Raw genomic sequence first — 20,677 nt, 5'->3', positions numbered from 1 at the left:
CATCCCGAACTCAGAAGTGAAACGACGCATCGCCGATGGTAGTGTGGGGTCTCCCCATGTGAGAGTAGGTCATCGTCAAGCTTCTACACCAAACCCCCGATCATCAACAGATGGTCGGGGGTTTGTCCTTGCGCGCTAAAAAGCTGAAGTAACCATCACGGGAACTCCAGCGTTCGCGGCAGGACCGGCCTGGCCTGATGCCGTGAGGACCTACTGATGTACCGGTGCAAGCGGCTCAGGCGTATGCGCATACGGAAACGGATGGCGCGGGAAGCGGTAACGTTGCATCACACCTTTGCGCAGGAGGCGCCGCCAGACCTTGCGCGCTCGTGGTTCTAGCTCTCCCTCCCAGACCCACTAAATATGTCCATTCAGCACCTCGTCACGCCGTGCTCGCGGAAGCGCTGCGCGTAGCAGCCATGCAGAATGCATGGACGTAGTTTCGATGGAGCGATCGGCAGTATCCGTCAGATTGGCTCAAAACCGCATGATGCGCGCCGATAAACGCTTTCATGGCTCGAAGTAGCGGCCGAGTTGCGTTTATGGGCAAATACACCGACGCGTTGCGTAGGATCTCGTTGGTCTGGAGCGAGCAACTCACGCATTACGTTCCTGTGCCTTGATCCGCTTGCGCTTGCCGCTGCTCTGGCCTTCGCGTTTGCGAGTATCGCTCTTGGCCTGGCGTAACTAGCGGCACAGTATTTAGCGGTACAACCAATCTTGGTGGCAATCGAGAGAAACGCCTCCCGTTCCGATTCTTGGTCGTATTGATGTTCCAATGCCAGTCGAACCGCTCCCTCGCGTATATCCGAGGAATATCTCGTCGTTGTGTTTCATGGCTCCATCCTTTCAAGAGCCGTCGGGGTAGAAGCGGGTGCTCAACAGCCGTACGCCGGGAAGGACGAAGGGTGATGGCCAGTGATCCTCCAGCGGCGTGTAACAGGCGGGATCCTAGCTGTGTTCGAAGTGATAATGGAGCCGTTCCTCGTCGCACAGGCGCTGGTTGAGGTGTAGGTCGGTTTCGTCGTAGTACTGGATGCTATAGTCGCGCTCAGAGTAGCAGTAGGGACCGAGCTAGAAATGGTAGGCATAGGTCCGGATACCGGCATCTCCGAGCACGCGGGTTATGATCTGGGGCACACCTAGGTGCTGAAAGATGCGGTGCGTCAGAACTTCTCAACGCAAAAAGTTGACATAGCTAAATAGCTCGCAATTTTTTGTCTGTTGACATCATTTGCTGGCACATTCGAGAGTGTCCTTGCACTGAATCCACCCCTTAATGTCGCCCTTTTTCTTGTTGTGGAACACAACTTCCAGCCAGCCTGCTGTCTGATTAAGCACCAGAACTTCGTCGCCTGCTATCAAATATTTCAAGGTTTTGTCGGTGACGTTTGGCTGATCATGTAAGTATGCTTTTCGTAACATGCGGGTAGTAATGCCACTCTGTCCGAGCCACGCTTTATATTGTGCAGAAGCTAGCTTGCTCTTGATGGCTGCCTCGGATTTGAAAGGGTAATCGTATATGAGCTTTTCGCTAGTAGATGATGACAGAACGTCTCCTCCTTCACCAAAGTATGCGCTGATGTGCTCGTTCCGTTCGTACCTCTGGGAGTCTACGCGTTTGTATACCAGAGTTGTAAAGTAGTCCGAACCGTAACTGATACCTGTATCAGAGTATAGGCTTACCCTATGAATGACGAAGAGCTCTGCCTTGCCGTCGAAATCTGAGTCTGCCAAGAATGCGCTATCCACCACCCCTGGGTCTCCAAGATAGGGTAGCTCTGCGAACTGCGTTTCGTTTTCGGTATCGCATTCCTGCTCCACTATTATTATTGGGAAAATATTTCCATCCGGAACAATTGGTGTTTCTGATTTTTTGAACCGTATTGCATTGCTATCACCCAACAATATCGGGTTGTATACATCTTCTGCGTTTTTCTCCGCACACGCCGAGCCGCCTGCGTGGGATGTATTAATTGCAAAGCTAAGAAAAAAAACGATTAGTAACCTATTGACTGTATTCATGCAGAGCAATCTCCGTACAATTCAATGAATGCCTTGGTTATTTCTCGTTTAAACTGCTTCCTTTCGGAAAGCCCCTTTGTTCCGCCGTTAATTATTCTTGTGATTTTTTCCACGGCATCTTCTTCGGTCAGACTAGCGTCTTCTGCGTGGGTTTTCAGATTGTTAGTTTTCCAAAACCAAAGCCCAGTTTCGACAATTACTGCTACGTCACTTTCTACCAGTGCAGGCTCAGCAGCAATAGGCCTCCCTATTTCCAAGGCACACAGGTGATAATTTGAATAATGCGTGAGATGTAGCAAGCCGCGCCCTCGGTAATCATTTTCTGGATATTCGTTGCTGCCAAAGCAATGCTGACCATATCCCGCATCATTCATCAGAAGGTGATCTTCAATGTATTTAAGTTTTTCCGCGTGGGTGGCAAAGGTTAGACCTTTACGGGTGAAGCCGTTGTTGATTGCCGTGGGCGCCATGTTATATAGGCTTTGTGCCGTGTAGCTGGAGTAATAGAGTGACTCACGAAATGCAGTAAATCGTTTTGTTTCGTGCTTGGCCTGCGCGAGTAGATGGGTTGCTTGAGCGCAGGAGGTTATTCCGTATTTATTAAATAGCCTATTGGTGTGCAGAATAAAGCCTTGGATGAAGTCATCTGTTGTGCTTTTCGGACATATCTTTTTCATCAGGTCAAAAGTTAATGAAATACTTTTGTTGCATTTCGAGCAGGTATTATGTTCTGCTTTCTTGAAGTTGGCAGCAAGCGTGGAAGGATGGACGTGCCAAGCTAATCCTTCCACGCTAATCCCATGCTGCCCTGCTAGCTCTTTCCACCAACTCAATTGCTCGATACGCGTCTTTTCGCTCTCCCAGTTTTTGTTCGGATCAATATATGGAACATGGCCCATCAATGGATCTAGTTCATCCCACTTATCGGCCTTCCAGAACCACTCACTTTCATAATGTATAATCAGCTGCGCAATGGATTGAGCATGCCAGGGTTTTGCCAAGGCGCTACAGATCTCGGTAGCAGTGAGTTTGTATTGTCATCGAAGTGAATACCGCCATGCCACTGACCATTCTTGCCGATGGGATAGTAGCCGCCTCCCGCCTTGGCCATCGCGGTCAAGTGCTGGATGGGGTCCAGCTTGCCTTCCTTGGGCTTGAAGGGAAAGCTCCAGTTGTTGACCTTGGTCGTATCGCTCATATCTACCGATCCTTGATTGATTTCTTCCTAAGCCATCAGCCCGAGAAGCTGAACATTCGTTTGGGCTGCTTGGATTCTGAGGACCCATTACCCAGCGCCTGCTCCAACAAGTTCCCCGCCTGGCCGCTGTCCGCGATTCCCGGAAGCACCGGTGACTTGATCTTGATACCCGAGCCTTTGCCCGGTGAGCCGCCGGCATTGATCCTGGCCAGCGGGCCTGAAAGGGTGATGCCGCCCGGGTCGAGTTTGATAAAGCTGCCGCCGGCCTTGAGGGTCAGTTCGATGCCGGCTTCGATGACCATTTTTTGCCCGGCCTTCAGGTGAATTTCGCGGCCGGCCTTGGTCAGCTGGGCCGTGCCGAGCGTGATGTGCTGGGCCTGGGCGATGGTCAGGTGATCGTCCGGTTTGATCTCGACCTTGCGATCGCCAACGACGATCAGATGTTCCTCGGCGCGGAATTCGCTGTAGCTGTTGGCCTCGACGGTGTCGTGTCGCTCGTGGCCGACGCTGATCTTCTGGTCGTGCTCGATGTTCTCGTCCCAGTCGCGCTGGGCGTGGAGGTAGATCTGTTCGGCGCCCTTGCGATCCTCGATGCGCAGTTCGTTGTAGCCACCACCGCCGGGCGAGCTGAGGGTCTTGAATACGGAGCGGGTCTTGTTCGCCGGCAGGTCGTAGGGCACGACATGTGCGGCGTGATACAGGCAGCCGGTCACAAGGGGCTGGTCGGGGTCGCCTTCGAGGAAGGTGACCAGTACTTCCATGCCGACTCGCGGAATGGCGATGCCGCCGTAGCGGTCGCCGGCCCAGCTGGAGCTGACGCGCAGCCAGCTGCTGGTCTTGTCGTCGGATTGACCCTCTCGATCCCAGAAAAACTGGACCTTTACGCGACCGTACTCGTCGCAGTGGATCTCTTCACCGGTGGGGCCGGTGACCACGGCGGTCTGGCTGCCGAGTACCTTTGGTTTAGGGTGGCGCAGGGCGGGGCGGAAGGGGACGTCCCACGGCATGGCCGTGAAGTGGTTGCGATAGCCCTGCGTAAAGCCGTCTTGTGGCCGGATGCTGCTGGTAGTCGACTCTTCCAGCACCTGCGGCTGTTTGCCCTCGTGGCGTACGCCAGTCAGCAGCCAGAGCTGGTTCCACTCGTGCCGTGGGTGGTCAGACATTTCCAGCAGATAGCCGCTGGTCAGGCTGGGCTGATCGCTACGGCCTTCGGCCAGACGGAAGTCGGCGCGGTGGCGCTCGAGGGCGTGGCTGGCGAGGTGCTTGCCATGCGCGCGGTCGGTGAAGCGGCCAGGGTAGTCGTAGTCCTCCAGCTCCGGTTGCGATGCCGCCTGGGTCTGGCCGTTGTGGGCGGCTTCCATTACCAGGCGAGGTTGCTCGAAGTCGTAGTCGCGGCGGCTGACGCGGGTGGTGCGCGTTTCCAGACGCACGGAAAAGCGCTTGATGACGGGCTCATCGGCGACCATCCCGCTGTCCTGCAGATAGGCTGTCGGCTGGCCGAGGCGGGGGAAGCTGGTCTGGTCGTCACCGAACACCAGCAAATGGCCGTCCTGACTGTGTTCGAAGTGGTAGTGGAGCCCTTCCTCTTCGCACAGGCGCTGGATGAAGTGCAGGTCGGTTTCGTCGTACTGGGTGCAATAGTCGCGCTCGGGGTAGCGGTAGGGACCGAGCCGGAAACGGTAGGCATCGGCCTGGGTGCCGGCATCTCCGAGCACACGGGCGATGATCTGGGGCACGCTGAGGTGCTGGAAGATGCGCTGATTGATGCGGTGCGCCAGATAAGCCAGCTGTGGCACCAATGTCAGCCGATAGCGGGTCAGGCGCTTGCCGGATTCGCCTTGGGCGACGGCGTGAACAAGACCGTGGACGCCCGCTCCATTCGGCGACAGCGAGAGAAAGGCGGGCTGGTGCAGCAGACCCTGCAACTCGAGATCGGATCGCTCGCTGACCAGCTCAAGGTCGAAGCGGTAGGGCTGGCTGATGGCTTCCTGGCCGGTAAAGGCGAGCACCTGCAGGTCTTGCCCGATCTGCGTGTCGTCGAATGTCAGGGTGAACTGGGGTTGGTTGGCCGCGTTGAACATGGCGCTTCCTTGTGTCGTGTCATCCATGGGCGCGCCCGAGCCAGCGCTGCAGGCGGCTCGGCGCTGGGTTGAGAAGGGCGTCCAGCAGGGGGCTCAGGCTTGCGGAACGTGCCTCGGGATCGAAGGCGAGGGCGGATCGCAGCGCGGGCCAGCCGTGCGCGGGAAAACGGGGTGGGCGGCGCAGCTCCTGGTCCAGCGCCATCGCACGGGCCTGCTTGGCACTGAGGCGGCGATATGGGTGGTGACCCGACGCGAGCTCGAACAACAGGCAGCCAAGCGCGTAGAGATCGCTCGCCGCCGTAGGCTCTTCGCCCTCGAGCAGCTCAGGCGCGGCGTAGCGCGTCGTCCATGCCTTGAAGCGATTGCGCGACAGGCGCGGCAGGTTTTCCAGCAGCCCGTCGATGGGCTGGCCAAGGCCGTAGTCGAACAGGCGCAGGCCGTCATCGGCGAGGATCACGTTGCTCGGCTTGAGGTCGCCGTGGATCACGCCGCGGCTATGGGAGTACTCCACGGCCTGAAGCAATGGCACGGCGATGTCCCGTAAGGCCGGCCAGGCGAGGCCTTGCGGGTTTTCGACGAGGAGCTGGTCGAGCGTTGGCCCCTTGAGCAGCTCCAGGGTGATGAAAGCGCGCTCGCTGGCAGTATCGACGTCAAAACCGAACAACCGAACGACATGCCGATGGCTGAGCCGTGCCGTCAGCGCGAATTCGCCGTAGAGCAACGCGTGGGCGTCGGGGTATTCGGCGAACTCGTCACTCAAGGTCTTGAGCGCCACGTAGGGTTCCGGATCGCCGAACTGCTCACGCAGCAGGTCCCTGGCCCGATAGACGGCGCCCATGCCGCCCACGCCCAGCAACCGTTCGATCCGGTAGCGGCCCGCCAACACCTGTGGCAGTTCGCTTGCCCCTGGCGGTATCTGCGCCTGCGGCTTGGCGGCCGGGCTGGCTGCTGTCGCGGCGAAGGCGAAATAAGTGAGGTCCGCACTCGGCTCGGCGCGCAGCGGCTCGTTCATCGGCGGATCACCACAGCGCTGAGGTTATCGCGCGCCGGTCCGCCCATCGCGGCATCGAACAGTCGCTGGAGAACCAGGCCGGGAGACGGCGCATTGAGCGCGGCGCCCAGGTCGTCCGGCGACAGGCTTTGGTAGAGCCCGTCGCTGCACAGCAGCAAGGTATCGCCGGGGTGTACGTCGAACTCGAGGATATCCAGCGCCAGTTGTTCGCTGGCGCCGATCGCGCGGGTCAGTGCGTGGGCTGATGGGTGGCGCGCTGCCTCTTCTGGGCTGAGCGACTTTTCATCGATCAGTTGTTGCATCAGCGAATGGTCTCGCGAGAGCTGGTAGAGCCGCCCGGCGCGCCACAGATAGCAGCGGCTGTCGCCAGCCCAGACGCACGCGGCGCGGGTATCGTCGATGAGCAGCGCGACCACGGTACTGCCGATGACCGGATCGGGCTGCTCGGCGGTCACCGTCAGTTCGTGTCCCAGCCGCCGGTTGAGCGCATGGAGGCACTGACGCAGCGCGACCAGCCGGTTCGGCAAGCCGCCTTCCGGCAGTTCGGCCAGGTGCTCGACAATCAGGCGGCTGGCCAGCGCCCCGTTCTGGTGGCCACCCATGCCGTCGGCGACCGCCCAGAGTCCTTTTTCGGGCGTATCGAGAAGCGCATCTTCATTGCGGGCGCGGACCTTGCCGGTGTCGGTCCGTGCCGCGCTGCGCCAGGGGTAGGCCGGGCGTGTCGTCACCATCACAGCGTCGCCGGAAGCTTGAAGTCACGCAGCAGCGCGATGTCGAACGGGTTGGGCGAACGCTGGCTGTGCAGCAGGAAGTTGGCGTGGCGGCCGTCGAGGTCTGCCTTGAGCATCAGCACGTCGCGGCCGCTGTGGTAGTCGACCTGCATCAGATCCAGCAGGCGGAACAGCGACCACGGGCCGGTGTTTTTCTCGATGCCGATGCGGCGACCGCCAAGCTCCTCGACCACCAGGTTGGTGCGACCCTGCTCGGCTTCCGCTGGCCACGTGAAGGCGGTCTGCAGGATCGGGCCGTGGCGGTACTCCAGGTGCTGGTCGCCGAAGCGGAAGTCGGCGCGGCCCAGGCTCGAGTCCAGCGAATAGGGCTCGAGCTTGAAGCGGATTTGCGGCTCGTTCGGGTTCTCGGCAAAGAAGCTGAGGCGGATCGTCTGGGCGTGGCGCATCTGCCCGAGGAATTCGCGTGACAGGGGCAGCCCTCGACCCTCTACGCGGCGCAGCTGGTAGCCGCTGGCGGTAGCACTGACGAAGGGCTTGAGGTAGCGATCGAAGAAGCCGTCCGCCACGCCCTGGGCCCTGAAGAACTCGCGAAAGTCGGCGATGGCCACGTCGCTCTCGCTGTTGGCGCTGAACGGATAGCGCTGGCGCAGCGAGCCCTTGTAGAAGGCGTACAACTCGCCCTGGTAGCGCTGGTTGAGGTACTGGTAGGCATCGTTCAACACCAGCGTCCAGCTGTCCTCGGCCAGCAGGCCGAGCCAGTTGCCGATCGGCTGCGGCAAGCGGGCGGCAGCGGTGCGCAGCCCGTTGATGGCGTCGCGCTGGCCGCTCATCCGCGCCTTGGCCAGCTCGAACGCCGCCTGTTCCGGTGCGCTGGCGTGGGCCAGGCCGGTGAGCTGAAGCTGCAGCGCGTCGAGCGCCTGCAAGGTCGGGATCAGCTCGCCACTGGCTCCGCCGTTCTCATCGAGCAGCCGATGCAGGGGTTCGAAGCGGCGTTCCAGGGTTTTACGTGCCGTATCCGGGAGATTCTTGGCCAACGCCGCCTGGGTCTGCTCGGCGGCCGCCGAGGCGAGCCGCGCCGCCTTGCCGAGCTTGGGCGTCGCTTCACCCAGCGCATCGGCAGCTTCGGCCGCGTCACTCGCGGCGTCGGCCGCACCGTTGAAGCGAGTGTTGTCGCGGATTTCAGCCAGCAGTTGCAGCAACGGTGAGTTGGCCGCCGTGAGGCCACCGAGCAAGGCCGAGCCTTGCGCGGCGCCGGCGATCGGCTCCAGGTTCAGCTGCGCCACCGCCTCGCCCCAGTAATTGGCGTAATCGCGGAAATATAGTTGTTCCATTTCCACCATCAGGCGGCTCAGGTCCTTCAGGCTGAGGCTGTCGCCTTCGCCCAGCACCCAGTTGTCACGCAGGATTTCGCGGACCAGATCGCTGCCCTGGGCGACATAGAAACTCTGGTAGCCGCGCTGGGTATAGAAGCCGGGAATGGCGTAGTCGCTGCCGGCAAAGAGTGCACCTTGTGGGCCGAGGCGCTGGCTGAAGCGGTAGTCGGGCAGGTTGCGCGCCTGGTCGCGCAACATGCGGTACACGACAGTGGCGAGCGATTCGCTGCGCAGGACCTGGCGGGCCTCGGCGACCAGCCTGTCGTTGAGCGCGTAGGGCGCGAAGTCCTCCGCCAGCAGGCGTTCGAAATGCGTGTTCAGCCCGTTTTGCGCAACGGCATTGCCGGCGTAGCGCAGCGACCAGTCGGCGGCCAGCCATTGCTCGAGGAAGCCATCGTCGCGGCGCTCCGGCAGGTTGAGCATGAGATAGGCACGCAGGCTGCCGAGCAGGCGCTCGCGGTCGCCGAGGTTGGCGCGAATCTGAGTTTCGAGCTGGCGAGCGACACGCGGTAGCAGCAGGCTTTCGAGTTCGCGGCGGTACGCCTGGTGGAGGGTCGGATCGACATGTTCACCCTGATACAACCCGCCCCGTTGCAGGTAGGACACCTCGCCTTTTTCTGGGAATGCCTGGGTGGCCGCATAGCTGGCATCCAGTGCCTTGAGCGTGCGCAAGGCACCGTCCTGCGCGTCGATCCCCTGGTGTTCGTCGCTGATCAGCTCGGCGAGGCTGCGCAATTGCTCGAGGCGCGCATGGTTGCTGGAAAAACCCTGTGCCCAGAGCGCGCCGAACAGCGCCAGGCAGGCGAAACTGGCGGCATAGAGCGCACGCTGGCCCCAGTCGATGCGGCGGACCTCCTTCTGGTCGAGGCCGGCCAGGTCGGCCTCGGGGAAGATCACGCGGCTGAGCAGGTGGGTAATGAAGCGTGCCCGGCCGCTGCGAAAGCTCGGCAGCGTGCCCGTGGCAAGCCCCAGGTTGCGGCCGATGCCGCTGGTCAGCGGATCGAGTGCTCCTTCCAGTTGGGGAGCGCTGGTCAGATAGAAGCCGCGTAGCTGGCTGGCCCGCTGGTAGCGGTTGCCGGAGAATGCCAGTTCGACGAACAGGCACAGGCGCTCGCCAATTTGGCCAAGCTGATGCGGGAAGTCGAGGATGCGGCCGCGGCGCTGGGTGTCGCGCTCCTGATGCATGCGCAGGATGACCTGGCTGTTCAAGCGGCGTAGCAGCTCCTCGAACTCCGCGCGGATCACGTTGGTGTCGGTCCCGTTCTGCTCCTTGCGGAAGCTGGCGCCGAGCACCTGCTCGCTTTCCTCGCGCGAGAGCTGGTCGAAGAACTCATCGAAACCGAGTATCTGGTCCGCCTTGCTCAGCACCAGATAGACGGGGACATCCGCCCCCAGGCGCTGGTGGATCTCGTGCAGGCGTTGGCGGCTCTGGCGTGCCAGTGTTTCGAGCTCGATCTCGCTGGCTTGCAGCAGGGATTCGACCGGGATGTTGACCAGAACACCGTTGAGTGGCCGTGCACGGCGCCGGCGCAACAGGCCGAGCAGGGTGTCCCAGGCCTTGGCGTCAACCGCGGCATCGGACTGCGTCAGATAGCGCCCGGCGGTGTCGATCAGCACGGCATGGTCGGCGAAATACCAGTCGGCGTAGCGGGTGCCGGAGACGTCCTTGGTCAGGCGCTGGTTCTCACCGCGGTTGAGCGGGAAGTCCAGACCGGAGAAATCCAGCAGGGAGGTCTTTCCGCTGCCCTGAGGGCCGAGCAGCAAATACCATGGCAGGTCGTTGCGCCACTTTTCGCTGCGCCCGCGGTATAGGCTCGAGCTTTTCAGGGTGCGCAGCGCATCGCGGTGGCGCTGGCGCAGGATGGCCTGCTCCTCACTGATCAGGCCTTCGCGGCGCAGCCGCTCCTGGGCTTCTTCGTCGCTGGCTTCGGCCTGTTTCCGGCGCGTGCTGCGCCAGCTGACAAACACCATCAGCAGACCCCATGCCAGGCACAGCCCGGCAATGGTCAGCAGGCGGCTGGTGGTCGATTCCCAGAACTTGTAGTCGTCCACGGCCAACAGCGGGCCGATGAACCACACCAGCAGGGCAAGAAACAGCAAGACGCACAGGCTCCATACCCAGGTCTTGCGAAAGAACACGGCAAGCTTGCCGAAAAAATCCTTCATGGCGTTACGTCCTTGTTACGGCTTGGGCTCGACCTGCAGGGTCGGATCGGCGGGTTGGTAGGGATGCAGAACGGCGTCGCGTTGCTCGCCCAGCACCCAGGCGAAGCCGCTGTAAAGCACGACCAGGCAGGTGAGAGTGAAGAGCGCGACCATCCACCACGGCACGATGCGCACCAGGCGTCGGCGCGTGTCCTTGAGCCCATGCCAGTGCGGGGAAACCTCGCGCGGCACGTCGCCGCGCAGCTGGCGAATCTGGCGGTAGAGGCTGTCGCGTACTGCCTCGAGCTCGAGCATGCCGCGCGGCATGACCCGGTACTTGCCCTCGAACCCGAGGGACAGGCACAGGTACATCAGTTCCAGCATCGGCAGATGCTTGACCGGATTGCGAGACAGCCGCTCGAGCAGCTGGAAGAACTTCTCGCCGCCGAAGGTTTCGTTATGGAACGAGGACAGCAGGCTCATCTGCGACCACTCACTCTCGTTGCCCCAGGGCGTGGTGACCACGGCCTCGTCGATTGCGGTGCACAGCACATAACGTGCGGCCATCACCTGGCTGCTCTCGGCGCCGTCGTGTAGGGCGCGGTGTTCGAACAGCTTCAATTCGCCCGACAGGCGTTGGTTCAGCGCCTGGAGGTCTTCGCCCTCGTAGCTGTGCTTGAGCCGTACGACCTCTGAAAGCAGCGACGAAGCGGCGGCAACCAGCGGGTTGAGGCTGATGTTGAAGGTCTCGGCGGGGCGCAGCCGTGCGGCGTAGATCATCCGCTCTTCAAGCTGTTCGAATTTCGGCGGTGCGCTGAAATCGGTCAGCGGGCTGTGGGCCGGTGCGTCGCCCTTGCGGTTGAGGATGACCGTCTTGTCATCCTGTGCGTAGTCCATTTCTCTGATCATGTCGGTCAGTTCCTGATCGCCCAGAATTTCAGCTCAAGTCCGGGGAATTCGCCGGACACGTGGAAGGCGAAGCCGCCGGAGCGCTCCAGTTGCGCCAGCTCTTCGGAGCTCAGCTCCAGCGCGAAGTAGGTCTTGCCGGAATGGAACGGAATCTGCCGGGGTGCCACGGGCAGCGGCTTGACCTTGATCCCGGGCAAGTGAAGGTTGACCAGCTGGCGGATGCGCTCCACCGGCCCGACCTTGAGGTGCGCCGGCAACCGCGTGCGCAACTGCTCGGAATCGCACTGGGCGCTCGCTGCCAATACGAACGACGCACTGCCCAGCAGCTTGTGGTCATGCAGTGGCGAGACCTGGATGCCGTACTGGCGCTGCTGCAGCAGCAGTTCGATGGCGTGCTGCTCGAGGACCATCGATAGCACCTGGCGGATCGCGTCCATCAGCTTGCGAAACGACAGGCCCTGATCGTTGTGCAAATACCGCCCATCCATCCGCGGGCGCTTGGTTTCGCTGGAGAAGGTCGCGAGTTCGCCAAGCAGGCCCAGCAACTGACAGTAGATCTGCTCGGGGTGGATTCGCTCGATGCCCAGGTAATGGCGCAGCACCGGTTCGTAGCGGTTGATCAGCTGCAGCATCATGAAGTCGCCCACCTCGGCTCCGCCCACCTTGCCCGTCGCGCGGATCCGCTCGGCGAGCGTGTCGCCACGATGGCCGAGCATGCTGATGACTTCCTTGAGGCAGGACAGCAGGTAGCTCGAGGCCTGGAAGTCGATGAAGGTCGGGATGTATTCCGGATCGAGGCTGATGACCCCGTCCGGGGTGGTGTCGAGGATGTCGCACAGCTTGAGTCGCACGTAGGCCTGGTCGCTCTGCTGCTCGCCGATCAGCAGGCGAAAGTCCGGCCGGCCGGTGCTGACCTGGCTGGTGCTGCTGTCCCCGGCGTTCGAGTCGGCGACCTCTTCGTCGAAGGCCGTGTAGCGCGCCAGCACGTCCTTTTGTTCCGGGCGCCGGCATTCGATGTGATTACCGGTGACCAAGGGCAGTGCGAGGTAGACCGGCGTGTTGCCAGTGTTTGGCGGCACGTCGAGGGCCAGCGGTTCGCGCTCGGCGCCGATTTCGAACAGGCTGCCGTCGGGCAGGATGCCGCTGGCCTGGCTCAGCACCAGCTTGCCCATGTTGAGAAACTGGCGGTCGATCTCCAGATCGAAAAAGCCCCAGGCGTAATGGCCAAGCTTCTGTGTGCGTTGCTTGAGCTGCGTCTCGTAGTACCGGTCGTTCTGCTGGAAGTGCTGCGGGCGCAGCAGCATGCCCTCCTGCCAGACCACCTTATTCATGCTCATCGTCCGGCCTCCGCGGCAAGCGGATCGATCAGCAGCATGCCGCGTTCGTCAAGGCGCAGCTCGGCGCGGTTCTGCGCCCGCGTTTTAATCGGAACGACGACGCGCCAGCTCGATTCGGGAAGGTCGCGGTAGGCGGCCATGACGCCAACGTAGCGGCTGCCGTCCTGTACGTAGAGCTTGAGCTCGCGCTGCTCGCCGGGGCGCAGCTCCAGCTCTTCCTGAATGACCAGATCCGGCGACAGGACTTCTTTCGGGCGCTGATACAGCGAGAAGAAATCGGCGTTTTCGAAGGCCACCGGATGCTTGAGCTCCAGCAGGCGGATCACGATTGGCGAGGGGCGATCGTTTAAGTCGGGGTTGAGTCGGTCGCTCCCCTGCAGCGAAAGGTCGAGTTTCGTCAGGCTGGAGTTGGGCGAGAGCGCCGAGCAGCCGGCGAGCAGGGCCAGCGTCGTCAGCAGCGCCGCGGAGAAAAAACGAGGCATGGACATCATCCTTGAAGGTCGGTGTTGAGAGTGGCGATCAGGCGGACCTGCTCTTCATAGGCCTGGGCGAAATCCCGGGAGAACAGGCGTTCGCTCCAATCGTCGTCCTGCTGCAGGTGCTGGTGCAGGCGTCGGTAGGCGCGCCAGCGGCTTCCTGCCGTGGCGATCATCGGTTTGCTGTCGCGCTCGAAGCGCATCACCAGTTGGTCGGGGGCGAGCTGATCGAGCATGGCTCTGGCCGCGGCCCGGCTGCCGGCGAGCATGGCGACCTGGTGTGCCTGCACGTCTCGAAAGGCGCGGCCGATGGCCTGTTCGGCCGGCAGTTGCCCAGGCTTGCCGCCCAACAGCAGCTGGCTCAGTGCTTCGCCGCTGTCGATGCCGTGCTTGAGCGGGTTGTTGCCGGCACTCTGGACAGTGGTCAGCGACAGACGAAGTTCGTTCGTCAGCTCGTTACGCGTACGCAGCGACTGTTGCAGTCCGCCGATGGTCTGGCGCAGGAGGCCCGCAGCCTTCAGGGCCAGCGCCTGGCGTGCGTCTTCGTCCAGGTCGTCCAGCGATACGCCGAGCGCGTCCCCGAAGCGCGCCCAGAAGCCCGGGTCGAGCCGCTCGGGCTCAGCGGCGGGTTGCGGTGCTGGCGGCGCCTGGCTCACCACCAGTTGCGGCACCTGCAGGTTTTCCTCGTCGATCTGGGCGTAGTCGCGTTGTTGCGCCTGCGTGCGCGGCGGTGAGAGAACGGCGGTCAGGTCATCGACCTGGGCATAGACGCGCTCCTGCTGTTCCATGGCGGTCAGCGGGTCGAGGTCGAGAAAGGCATCGTCAGGAATGATGCTGCCGGCCGGCTGTGGACGGCCCAGGTCACCATCGAATGAGGCTGGATCCTGGATCAGGCGCGCCCGGATTTCGAAGTCGCCGAGGCAGTAAGTGCTTCCGTGCGCTATTCGCTGTGGCTGGCCCTTGGTGAGGCTGCTCCCGGTGTCCTTGAGCTGAATGCCGTTGCTGCTGGTGTCTGTCAGGAAAAAGGCGCCGTCGCGGTAGCTTACCTCGGCGTGCCGGCCGGACAGGACTCGCTTGCGGTCCGGGATTACCCAGTCGCAATCCTGGTTGCGCCCGATGATCCCGCCGGCCTGCTTGAACGTCTTGCTGCTGATCAGGCCCGGCACGAACTGCTGGGCGCCGACCATATCGAAAACCAATTCCATGGCTTTGTACTCCTGGCGAATCAATTGCTGCGGCTGGAGGCCTGCGGGTCGCCCAGCGGACGGTATTCGTCGTCGTTGAACTTGTAGTTACCGGAGCAACCGGCAAGGGCGAGGGATGCGGCGAATAAAACGAGGGCGCAATAGCGGGCTAGCACGCGATTTCCTCCTTGAAAGCGTGTGGGCAGACGCCCCGCGCGGCGACGTGGTGCGCTGCGGGACTCAGGCTGAGCATTGAAGTTCACCCAGGTGTTACGGTGGGTGAACAGGATCACGGAATCGGAGTGGGCCAGGTCGGAAACGAGAGCTGGGGCTACAAATGCGGGGCCAGGCGCTAGGCGATCGCTCCCGCACTGCGTGGCGCGTTGGCTGCCTGCCATTCCGCATTCTGGTTGTCCTCGATGGCACGCCACTGCGCGACCAACTCTGGCAGATCCGGCCGCTCCGCATGCTCGCCAAAGACACCGCGGGGTGTCACTACCCGCTCCGCCTGGGCGAGCAGGCGCTGTTGCGTGCGAGTCAGGGCGGGGCTTTGTTCGGCTCGAACACGTTCGCCCTGCGCCACCGCGTCGGCGTAGATGGCGCGCAGTTCGAGATCCGTCTTGCCATAGAAGCGCATCACACCCCTGCGCCTGATTTCCCAGCGAAACTCGTTGAATGAGCGCGCTTGCCAGCTTTCCAGCAGCTGTGCAGTGCTCAGAAGCTGGGCGTAGATGTCACGGATCTCGACATCAGTGAACAGCCGGCCGTTGCGCTCTTTCACGCTGATATGCCAGCGCAGCAGGTTGGTTAGCGCCGCTCGCGCATAGCCGCTGTCGCTTGAATGTTGGGATCCCGCGAGGGCAACGCGATTCGGCATATCGCCATCCAGGCCGATCTCGCCGATGGTGCGAGCGCAGGTCTGGTCGCTAACCAGCGCACAGCCAGGCTGCCAGAGAATCGCAGTCTCGCTGCTGGCGCCGGGCTTGCGCGGCATGAAATGCCATTGCTCGCCGTGTTGCTCGTAGGGGTCGCCTTGAAGGTTGACGATTCCCGCTAGCAGCAGCGCAATGCCGATACCCGGTGAGCTATACACCAGCGCTGCACCGGGAAGCGCCAGCTTCCATTCGGCGTCCATCCACGGCAGTGGAAGCGCAGGAACGGGGTCGTTGTGGTTGACGATACGGTGATGCGTAAGAGACTGAGCCGCCTTGACGAAGGCCGCGTCGGCGGCGCGTGGGGCGCCGAAGGTGTAGAGCTGGATATCGCTCGACCATTCTCTGCGCAACCATTCCGTCAATAGCAGGGCGATTGCGCCGCCGAGGCTATGGCCACAGACGACGAGTGTTTGCTCGCCTGTGTAAAAGGCGTTGAGGTAGCGATCGACGAAGGGTTTCGTTGCTTGAAAGGCTTCGTAGAAGCCGCGATGAGCCTGGCCCTCACCCTCTGCATACGGCACCTGCCGTGCATCTGCGTCTCGACTAGCGTCGGCCAAAAATTCCTGCGTACCGCGGACGGAAATCAGTATGACTTTGTCGTTATGGGTAATGAATGCCTGGGTGTCAGTGTCTGTTTCGTTATCCGTGTCGCACAGGAAGTGCACGTCCTCGGGATTTCGCCAGCCCTCTTGTGTTTCCTTTTCATAGCGCGCCGGATCGTAGGGCATGATTTCGAGACGTTTCGAATAAGGCACCTCTTCGCAAAGCAGGTGATAGGGGGAGGCGGTGTTGAATTGCGTTGGCCGAATTCGGCGCCCTAGCTGGTTCTGAAGCACGTATCCGATGCTGCCAAGCGCTGAATAGGGCGGTGGTGCTGAAGAGTAAGGTTTGGTAGCTGTACTGAAAGGCGCATAGACGAAAGCGCTCATGACCGCCAGGTGATAGGCGTTAAGCGCGCAAAAATCAGCGCCGCGGGAAAGCAGCGGGCTATAGGCGCGTAGCGCCTTGATCTCGATGACAGTGTGCCTGTCACAACCAAGCGCAACGCCGGGTTGGGCTGCTGCTGAGCCTGCGTTTTGTTTCAGTGTAGATGCGGTCGTCCAGTTTGAGTCTGGCGTCGGGAGATGGCCCTTGCTCGTTACGAAATCGCTTACTTCCGCCCGTAAGAAATAAGCATCTTCCTTCGCGGCGCGTTCTTGCGCGAGATAGGTCTTTCCGTTAGCACTCCGAGGGCCAGCAGGTGATTGTTCAGCTGCAACTTGAAGAGCTGAAATGGAAATTGGGAAATGCTCCCTCGTGATTAAGCCCCTATACCACGGATCGCTGCCGTCATAACCGCTCGGAAAAGATACAACCAAGGGCCCTCCGTGGATGTTATTCACCTGTGCATAGCCGTCCTCGTCTAGCGTAGCGGAGCAATCAAGCCCATGGCGATCTGTAATTCGGTACGTCAGTCCAGCGTAGGGTTTGCCGCTTCCATGCTCGTCTACTAAACGAAAGCTTACCCTTGCCAAGCGATTCGGGCATTGGAGTAGGGCCTGCGAGGTTGAGTTACTCATCCGTTAGTCACTCCGTGCAGTTTGGATAGATCGTGCATGTGCCGCCATCCATCGTGAAAGTACGAAATTGCGGCGGGCTTGTGCAGAACTCCTCAAATCTTGTTCCCCAGCGACCCGTGCATGGCTTCCATCCGGATTCTGTTTTTAGCCAGTAACCACGGTAATAAGGACGGTCCTCACTGCTTTGCTCGAATTGGATCTGCACAGTTTTGCTTGCTAATGCTGTGCGTAGAAGAAATGCGCCGGCGCCCGTGCAGTTAAGGATCTTGCTGATTTCTCCGCGGCGTGATTGGGCTTTACTCATTTGGAATAGCCAAGAGCATTTAGCCGTTTTAGCTAAAGCTCCGTTTGCTTGATAAGTTGGGGCATTCGGCGGAAGTTCTTCAACAACCACTAACCCGCCGTTATCGTAGCTATATTGCCAATCCTGCTCGCCGTACTTCGCATGAATAAAAAGCCCGACCCTGGTCAGTTGCAGTTCACAACGTCCGTCGCGATAGCTGACTGGAATCTCGAACTCATATCCATGCGGCACCTTTTCGTAATCCTTCTTGAAACCCTTCACATGGCCGCGATCACTGCATCCCTCGGACCCGCCGTAATGCGCTTGGGCCTTCAGTGCGAAGTCAGCCGGTAGCTCGCCCCTCAAGGTAAAGTTCTCGGCGCCGACCGAGCCGAGCGTGCTGCAACCGCTGAGTAGAAGGCCGAGCAGTGCAGACCATGCGTGAATGGGCAGCAAGCGGATTCGGGAAAAGGTGTGAGACGTCATCTGATCAATCCCGTGCAGAAAGGCTTGAAGTCAGTGCGGAACTGACTCGTGAATAGTGGGCGTCCGGTGCCTCTTGGTCAGCTGGCAGCCAGGCTGGGTGATCGGCCAGTGCGGGGTCGAGCTGGTTGCGGAGCAGAAAGTGCAGTTGCGGCTCGCTGTGCCATTGCCATTTCTTCGCTTTGTCGAGTTGCTGGTCCAGCCAGTCGCTCACCACCAGGGTTTCGGCGAGCCGCGTGGTTGCCTGCGTGTGGGTCTGCCATAGCCACAGCTCGAGGTTGTGGTGTGCCACCGCGCGCTGGACCTGCTCGGGCTCTGGGATGGACAGCCACGGTTTTTCGAAGGGTTCGGGGTTCTCGTCTGGCCGCTCGTTATCGAACCGTCGCCAGTCGCGACCATCCCAGCAGAGCGCACTGGTCAGCGGGCCAAGCAGTAGAGAGCGTTGTGAGGCGTCCAGTTCGGCCAGGTGGCGCGCGACGATGCGGTTGTCCTGGAATCGATAGAGCGACCGTTGCCCCTGCTCGTCGTCGAAGAGACGGGCTTGCCAGTGTTGCGTGAGCGCCGCCATGTCGGCGTGTTCGACGCTGGCGAGCCAGCCCCAGTTCTGCTCTGGTGCGTCGGTCAATGAAGGTAGCTGCGTGAGGTTCAGCTCGTTCAGCATGATCAGCCAGGGACCCACGCTGGCCATCTCGTCGACCTCGGTGCCCTGGTAGAGGTTGGCGTAGCTGTGCACCAGGTCAGCTGAGAACAGACGAGGCAGCGGGGCGGGCTCCGCCAGGCTATCGATTACGAGCAGCAGTTTTCGGCGCTGGGCTTGTTGCTCGCTGAGCCAGTGTTCGACGCTATCGTTCATCGGCCGGCTCCTGGTTCACAGATTCCCGCCCTGCACGCTTCGCAAATCGGGCAACGGCTGGCGCCGATCTGCCGGGCTTTGCGCGCCAATTGCAGTTGGGTATTGGCCAACACGAGCTTGGGTGTGGCGCCGGCTTTGTCCTGGTCGGCCGCCCAGGGAATCTGCGGGGCGAGAATGCGTACGCCCGAGCCGCTGCCTGGCGCGCCACCGGAGTTCATCTTGATCGTGGCCCCGCTCAGCGTGATGCCGCTTGGGTCGAGTTTGAGAAAGCTGCCGCCGCCCGCGGCGGTCAGTTCCATTCCAGCGTCGATGACGATCTTGCTGCCGGCGTGGTAGTGGATTTCGTTGTCGGCTTCGACGAACTGCCCGATGCCGATCTTCACGTGCCGGCTGTTGCCGACGGTGAGATGGTCGTTGGCGCGGACCTCGATCTTGCGGTCGGCGTGGGTGGTGCGATGCTCTTCGGCGCGGAATTCGCTGTAGCTGTTGGCCTCGACCGTGTCGTGGCGTTCGTGGCCGACGCGGATCTTCTGGTCGTGCTCGATGTTCTCGTCCCAGTCGCGCTGGGCGTGGAGGTAGATTTGCTCGGCGCCCTTACGATCCTCGATGCGCAGTTCGTTGTAGCCACCACCGCCGGGCGAGCTGAGTGTTTTGAAGACGGTACGGGTCTTGTTCGCCGGCAGATCGTAGGGCACGACATGTTCGGCGTGATACAGGCAGCCGGTCACCAGCGGCTGATCGGGATCGCCTTCGAGGAAGGTCACCAGCACTTCCATGCCGACCCGCGGAATGGCAATGCCGCCGTAGCGGTCGCCGGCCCAGCTACTGGAGACGCGCAGCCAGCAACTGGTCTTGTCATCGGCCTGGCCCTGGCGGTTCCAATGGAATTGCACCTTTACCCGGCCGTACTCGTCGCAGTGGATCTCTTCGCCGGCGGGACCGGTGACCACGGCGGTCTGGCTGCCCAGTATTTCTGGTTTCGGGTGTCGCAGGTCGGGGCGGAAGGGGACATCCCAAGGCGTTGCGGTGAAACGGTTTCGGTAGCCCTGGATGAACCCCTCGTCTGGCTGCGTATCGCTGGTCGACGACTCCTCCAGCACTTGCGGCTGTTTGCCTTCGTGAAAGATTTCGTCGAGCAGCCAGAGTTGATTCCAGTCGGCGCGGGGGTGTTCGGTCAGTTCGAGAAAATGCCCGCTGACCAGCAAGGGCTGGTCACTGCGGCCTTCAGCCCGCTCGTAATCATGGCGGTGCCGCTCCAGCGCGCGCTGGGCCAGATGCCGGCCGCGCTCGCGCTCGACGAAGCGGCCCGGATAAGCGTAGTCCTCGAGGTCGGGAAGGAAGTCGCTCTGGTAACCAGCCTCCAGCCGCACCCGCGGTTTTTCGAAATCGTAATCGCGACGTGTGACGCGGCTGGTGCGGGTCTCCAGGCGCAGGCCGAAGTGCTTGATCACCGGTTCGTCGGCGACCAGGCCAGAATCCTGCTGATAGGCAACCGGGGCGAGCTTGGGGAAGACCGTCTGATTGTCACCAAAGACCAGCACGTGGCCATCCGGGCTGTGCTGGAAGTGGTAGTGAATGCCTTCCTCTTCACAGAGGCGCTGGATGAAGTGCAGGTCGCTCTCGTCGTACTGCACGCAGTATTCGCGTTTGGGATACACCACTGGGCCAAGCTGGAAGCGATGGCCAACGTCGGTGAGGATGCCGTGCTCCTCGAGCACCTGGGCGACGATCCGCGGCACGCTGAGGTGCTGGAAGATGCGCTGGTTGGTGCGGTGCGCCAGGTAGGCCAACCGGGGGCGCAAGGTGATCTGGTAGCGCGTCATGCGCCGCCCGGAGTCCCCTTGGGCAACGCGATAGATCTGTCCGTGAATGCCGCTACCGGCAGGGCAGAGGGCCAGAAAAGCCGAGCGATGCAGCAGGTCGTCGAAGTCCAGGTCGGGACGTTCGCTGACCAGTTCGATGTCGAAGGCGAAGGGGGTTGAGAGCGCCTCGCGACCGTGAAACTCGAGCACCTGCAGGTCGTGCTCGACGCCATCGATGGCGAGGCTGAAATGGGTGTCGTTGGCCGGGTTGAACATCTGAGCATCCTTGTT

Annotated in this window: 16 protein-coding genes, 1 rRNA gene and 1 pseudogene; 1 reads left to right on the top strand and 17 read right to left on the bottom strand. The window is 61.4% G+C overall.

Annotation, left to right across the window (positions count from 1 at the left end; all coding sequences use genetic code 11):
• Positions 1-81, top strand: a 5S ribosomal RNA gene (gene rrf / locus KVO92_RS22940); the annotation flags it as partial.
• A gap of 873 nt (positions 82-954) precedes the next feature.
• Here the strand turns inward: rrf and KVO92_RS22935 are convergent.
• From KVO92_RS22935 to KVO92_RS22485, 17 genes and pseudogenes are all read right to left on the bottom strand, one after another.
• Positions 955-1,161 (bottom strand): annotated as a pseudogene (locus KVO92_RS22935) (contractile injection system protein, VgrG/Pvc8 family); the annotation flags it as partial.
• A gap of 69 nt (positions 1,162-1,230) precedes the next feature.
• Complete coding sequence (locus tag KVO92_RS22560) at positions 1,231-2,025, bottom strand: hypothetical protein (protein WP_217477804.1); 795 nt, start codon at positions 2,023-2,025, stop codon at positions 1,231-1,233.
• The gene (locus KVO92_RS22730) at positions 2,022-3,026 is read right to left on the bottom strand and encodes a glycoside hydrolase family 19 protein (RefSeq protein ID WP_254621646.1); all 1,005 of its coding nucleotides are present in this window, start codon (positions 3,024-3,026) and stop codon (positions 2,022-2,024) included. Before KVO92_RS22730 ends, KVO92_RS22560 begins: the two co-directional genes overlap by 4 nt.
• Entirely contained in the window at positions 2,987-3,223 is a 237-nt protein-coding gene (locus tag KVO92_RS22550) for a hypothetical protein (RefSeq protein ID WP_217477803.1), read from the bottom strand. Before KVO92_RS22550 ends, KVO92_RS22730 begins: the two co-directional genes overlap by 40 nt.
• A 35-nt stretch (positions 3,224-3,258) precedes the next feature.
• Entirely contained in the window at positions 3,259-5,304 is a 2,046-nt protein-coding gene (tssI, locus tag KVO92_RS22545) for a type VI secretion system tip protein TssI/VgrG (RefSeq protein WP_217477802.1), read from the bottom strand.
• A 19-nt stretch (positions 5,305-5,323) separates the two neighbouring features.
• Positions 5,324-6,316 (bottom strand): serine/threonine-protein kinase, encoded by a 993-nt coding sequence (locus tag KVO92_RS22540; protein WP_217477801.1) that lies wholly within the window; start codon positions 6,314-6,316, stop codon positions 5,324-5,326.
• Entirely contained in the window at positions 6,313-7,047 is a 735-nt protein-coding gene (locus tag KVO92_RS22535) for a PP2C family protein-serine/threonine phosphatase (protein WP_217477800.1), read from the bottom strand. The genes KVO92_RS22540 and KVO92_RS22535 overlap by 4 nt, the downstream gene beginning before the upstream one ends.
• Positions 7,047-10,586: a type VI secretion system membrane subunit TssM gene (tssM, locus tag KVO92_RS22530; RefSeq protein WP_217477799.1), complete on the bottom strand. Its 3,540-nt coding sequence runs from the start codon at positions 10,584-10,586 to the stop codon at positions 7,047-7,049. Before tssM ends, KVO92_RS22535 begins: the two co-directional genes overlap by 1 nt.
• A 15-nt stretch (positions 10,587-10,601) precedes the next feature.
• Positions 10,602-11,474 (bottom strand): type IVB secretion system protein IcmH/DotU, encoded by an 873-nt coding sequence (icmH, locus tag KVO92_RS22525; protein ID WP_217477798.1) that lies wholly within the window; start codon positions 11,472-11,474, stop codon positions 10,602-10,604.
• A gap of 5 nt (positions 11,475-11,479) precedes the next feature.
• The gene (gene tssK, locus KVO92_RS22520; RefSeq protein WP_217477797.1) at positions 11,480-12,811 is read right to left on the bottom strand and encodes a type VI secretion system baseplate subunit TssK; all 1,332 of its coding nucleotides are present in this window, start codon (positions 12,809-12,811) and stop codon (positions 11,480-11,482) included.
• Positions 12,808-13,293, bottom strand: coding sequence for a type VI secretion system lipoprotein TssJ (tssJ, locus tag KVO92_RS22515; protein ID WP_217477796.1), 486 nt, complete (start codon positions 13,291-13,293; stop codon positions 12,808-12,810). Before tssJ ends, tssK begins: the two co-directional genes overlap by 4 nt.
• Before the next feature lie 5 nt (positions 13,294-13,298).
• Complete coding sequence (gene tagH, locus KVO92_RS22510) at positions 13,299-14,492, bottom strand: type VI secretion system-associated FHA domain protein TagH (RefSeq protein WP_217477795.1); 1,194 nt, start codon at positions 14,490-14,492, stop codon at positions 13,299-13,301.
• A 20-nt stretch (positions 14,493-14,512) separates the two neighbouring features.
• Positions 14,513-14,647: a type VI secretion protein gene (locus tag KVO92_RS22505; RefSeq protein ID WP_217477794.1), complete on the bottom strand. Its 135-nt coding sequence runs from the start codon at positions 14,645-14,647 to the stop codon at positions 14,513-14,515.
• A 176-nt stretch (positions 14,648-14,823) separates the two neighbouring features.
• Entirely contained in the window at positions 14,824-16,764 is a 1,941-nt protein-coding gene (locus tag KVO92_RS22500) for a lipase family protein (protein WP_254621645.1), read from the bottom strand.
• Positions 16,765-16,972: 208 nt separating this feature from the next.
• Positions 16,973-17,734 (bottom strand): hypothetical protein, encoded by a 762-nt coding sequence (locus KVO92_RS22495; RefSeq protein ID WP_217477793.1) that lies wholly within the window; start codon positions 17,732-17,734, stop codon positions 16,973-16,975.
• Between the two features lie 4 nt (positions 17,735-17,738).
• Positions 17,739-18,584 carry a DUF4123 domain-containing protein gene (locus KVO92_RS22490; protein ID WP_217477792.1) on the bottom strand — a complete coding sequence of 282 codons (846 nt, stop codon included), beginning with the start codon at positions 18,582-18,584 and terminating at the stop codon, positions 17,739-17,741.
• Positions 18,581-20,662: a type VI secretion system tip protein VgrG gene (locus KVO92_RS22485; protein ID WP_217477791.1), complete on the bottom strand. Its 2,082-nt coding sequence runs from the start codon at positions 20,660-20,662 to the stop codon at positions 18,581-18,583. The genes KVO92_RS22490 and KVO92_RS22485 overlap by 4 nt, the downstream gene beginning before the upstream one ends.
• Positions 20,663-20,677: the final 15 nt, after the last annotated feature.

This window comes from Stutzerimonas stutzeri (assembly GCF_019090095.1).
Lineage (GTDB): Bacteria > Pseudomonadota > Gammaproteobacteria > Pseudomonadales > Pseudomonadaceae > Stutzerimonas > Stutzerimonas stutzeri_AN.
This window is presented reverse-complemented; position numbering and strand designations above follow the sequence as displayed.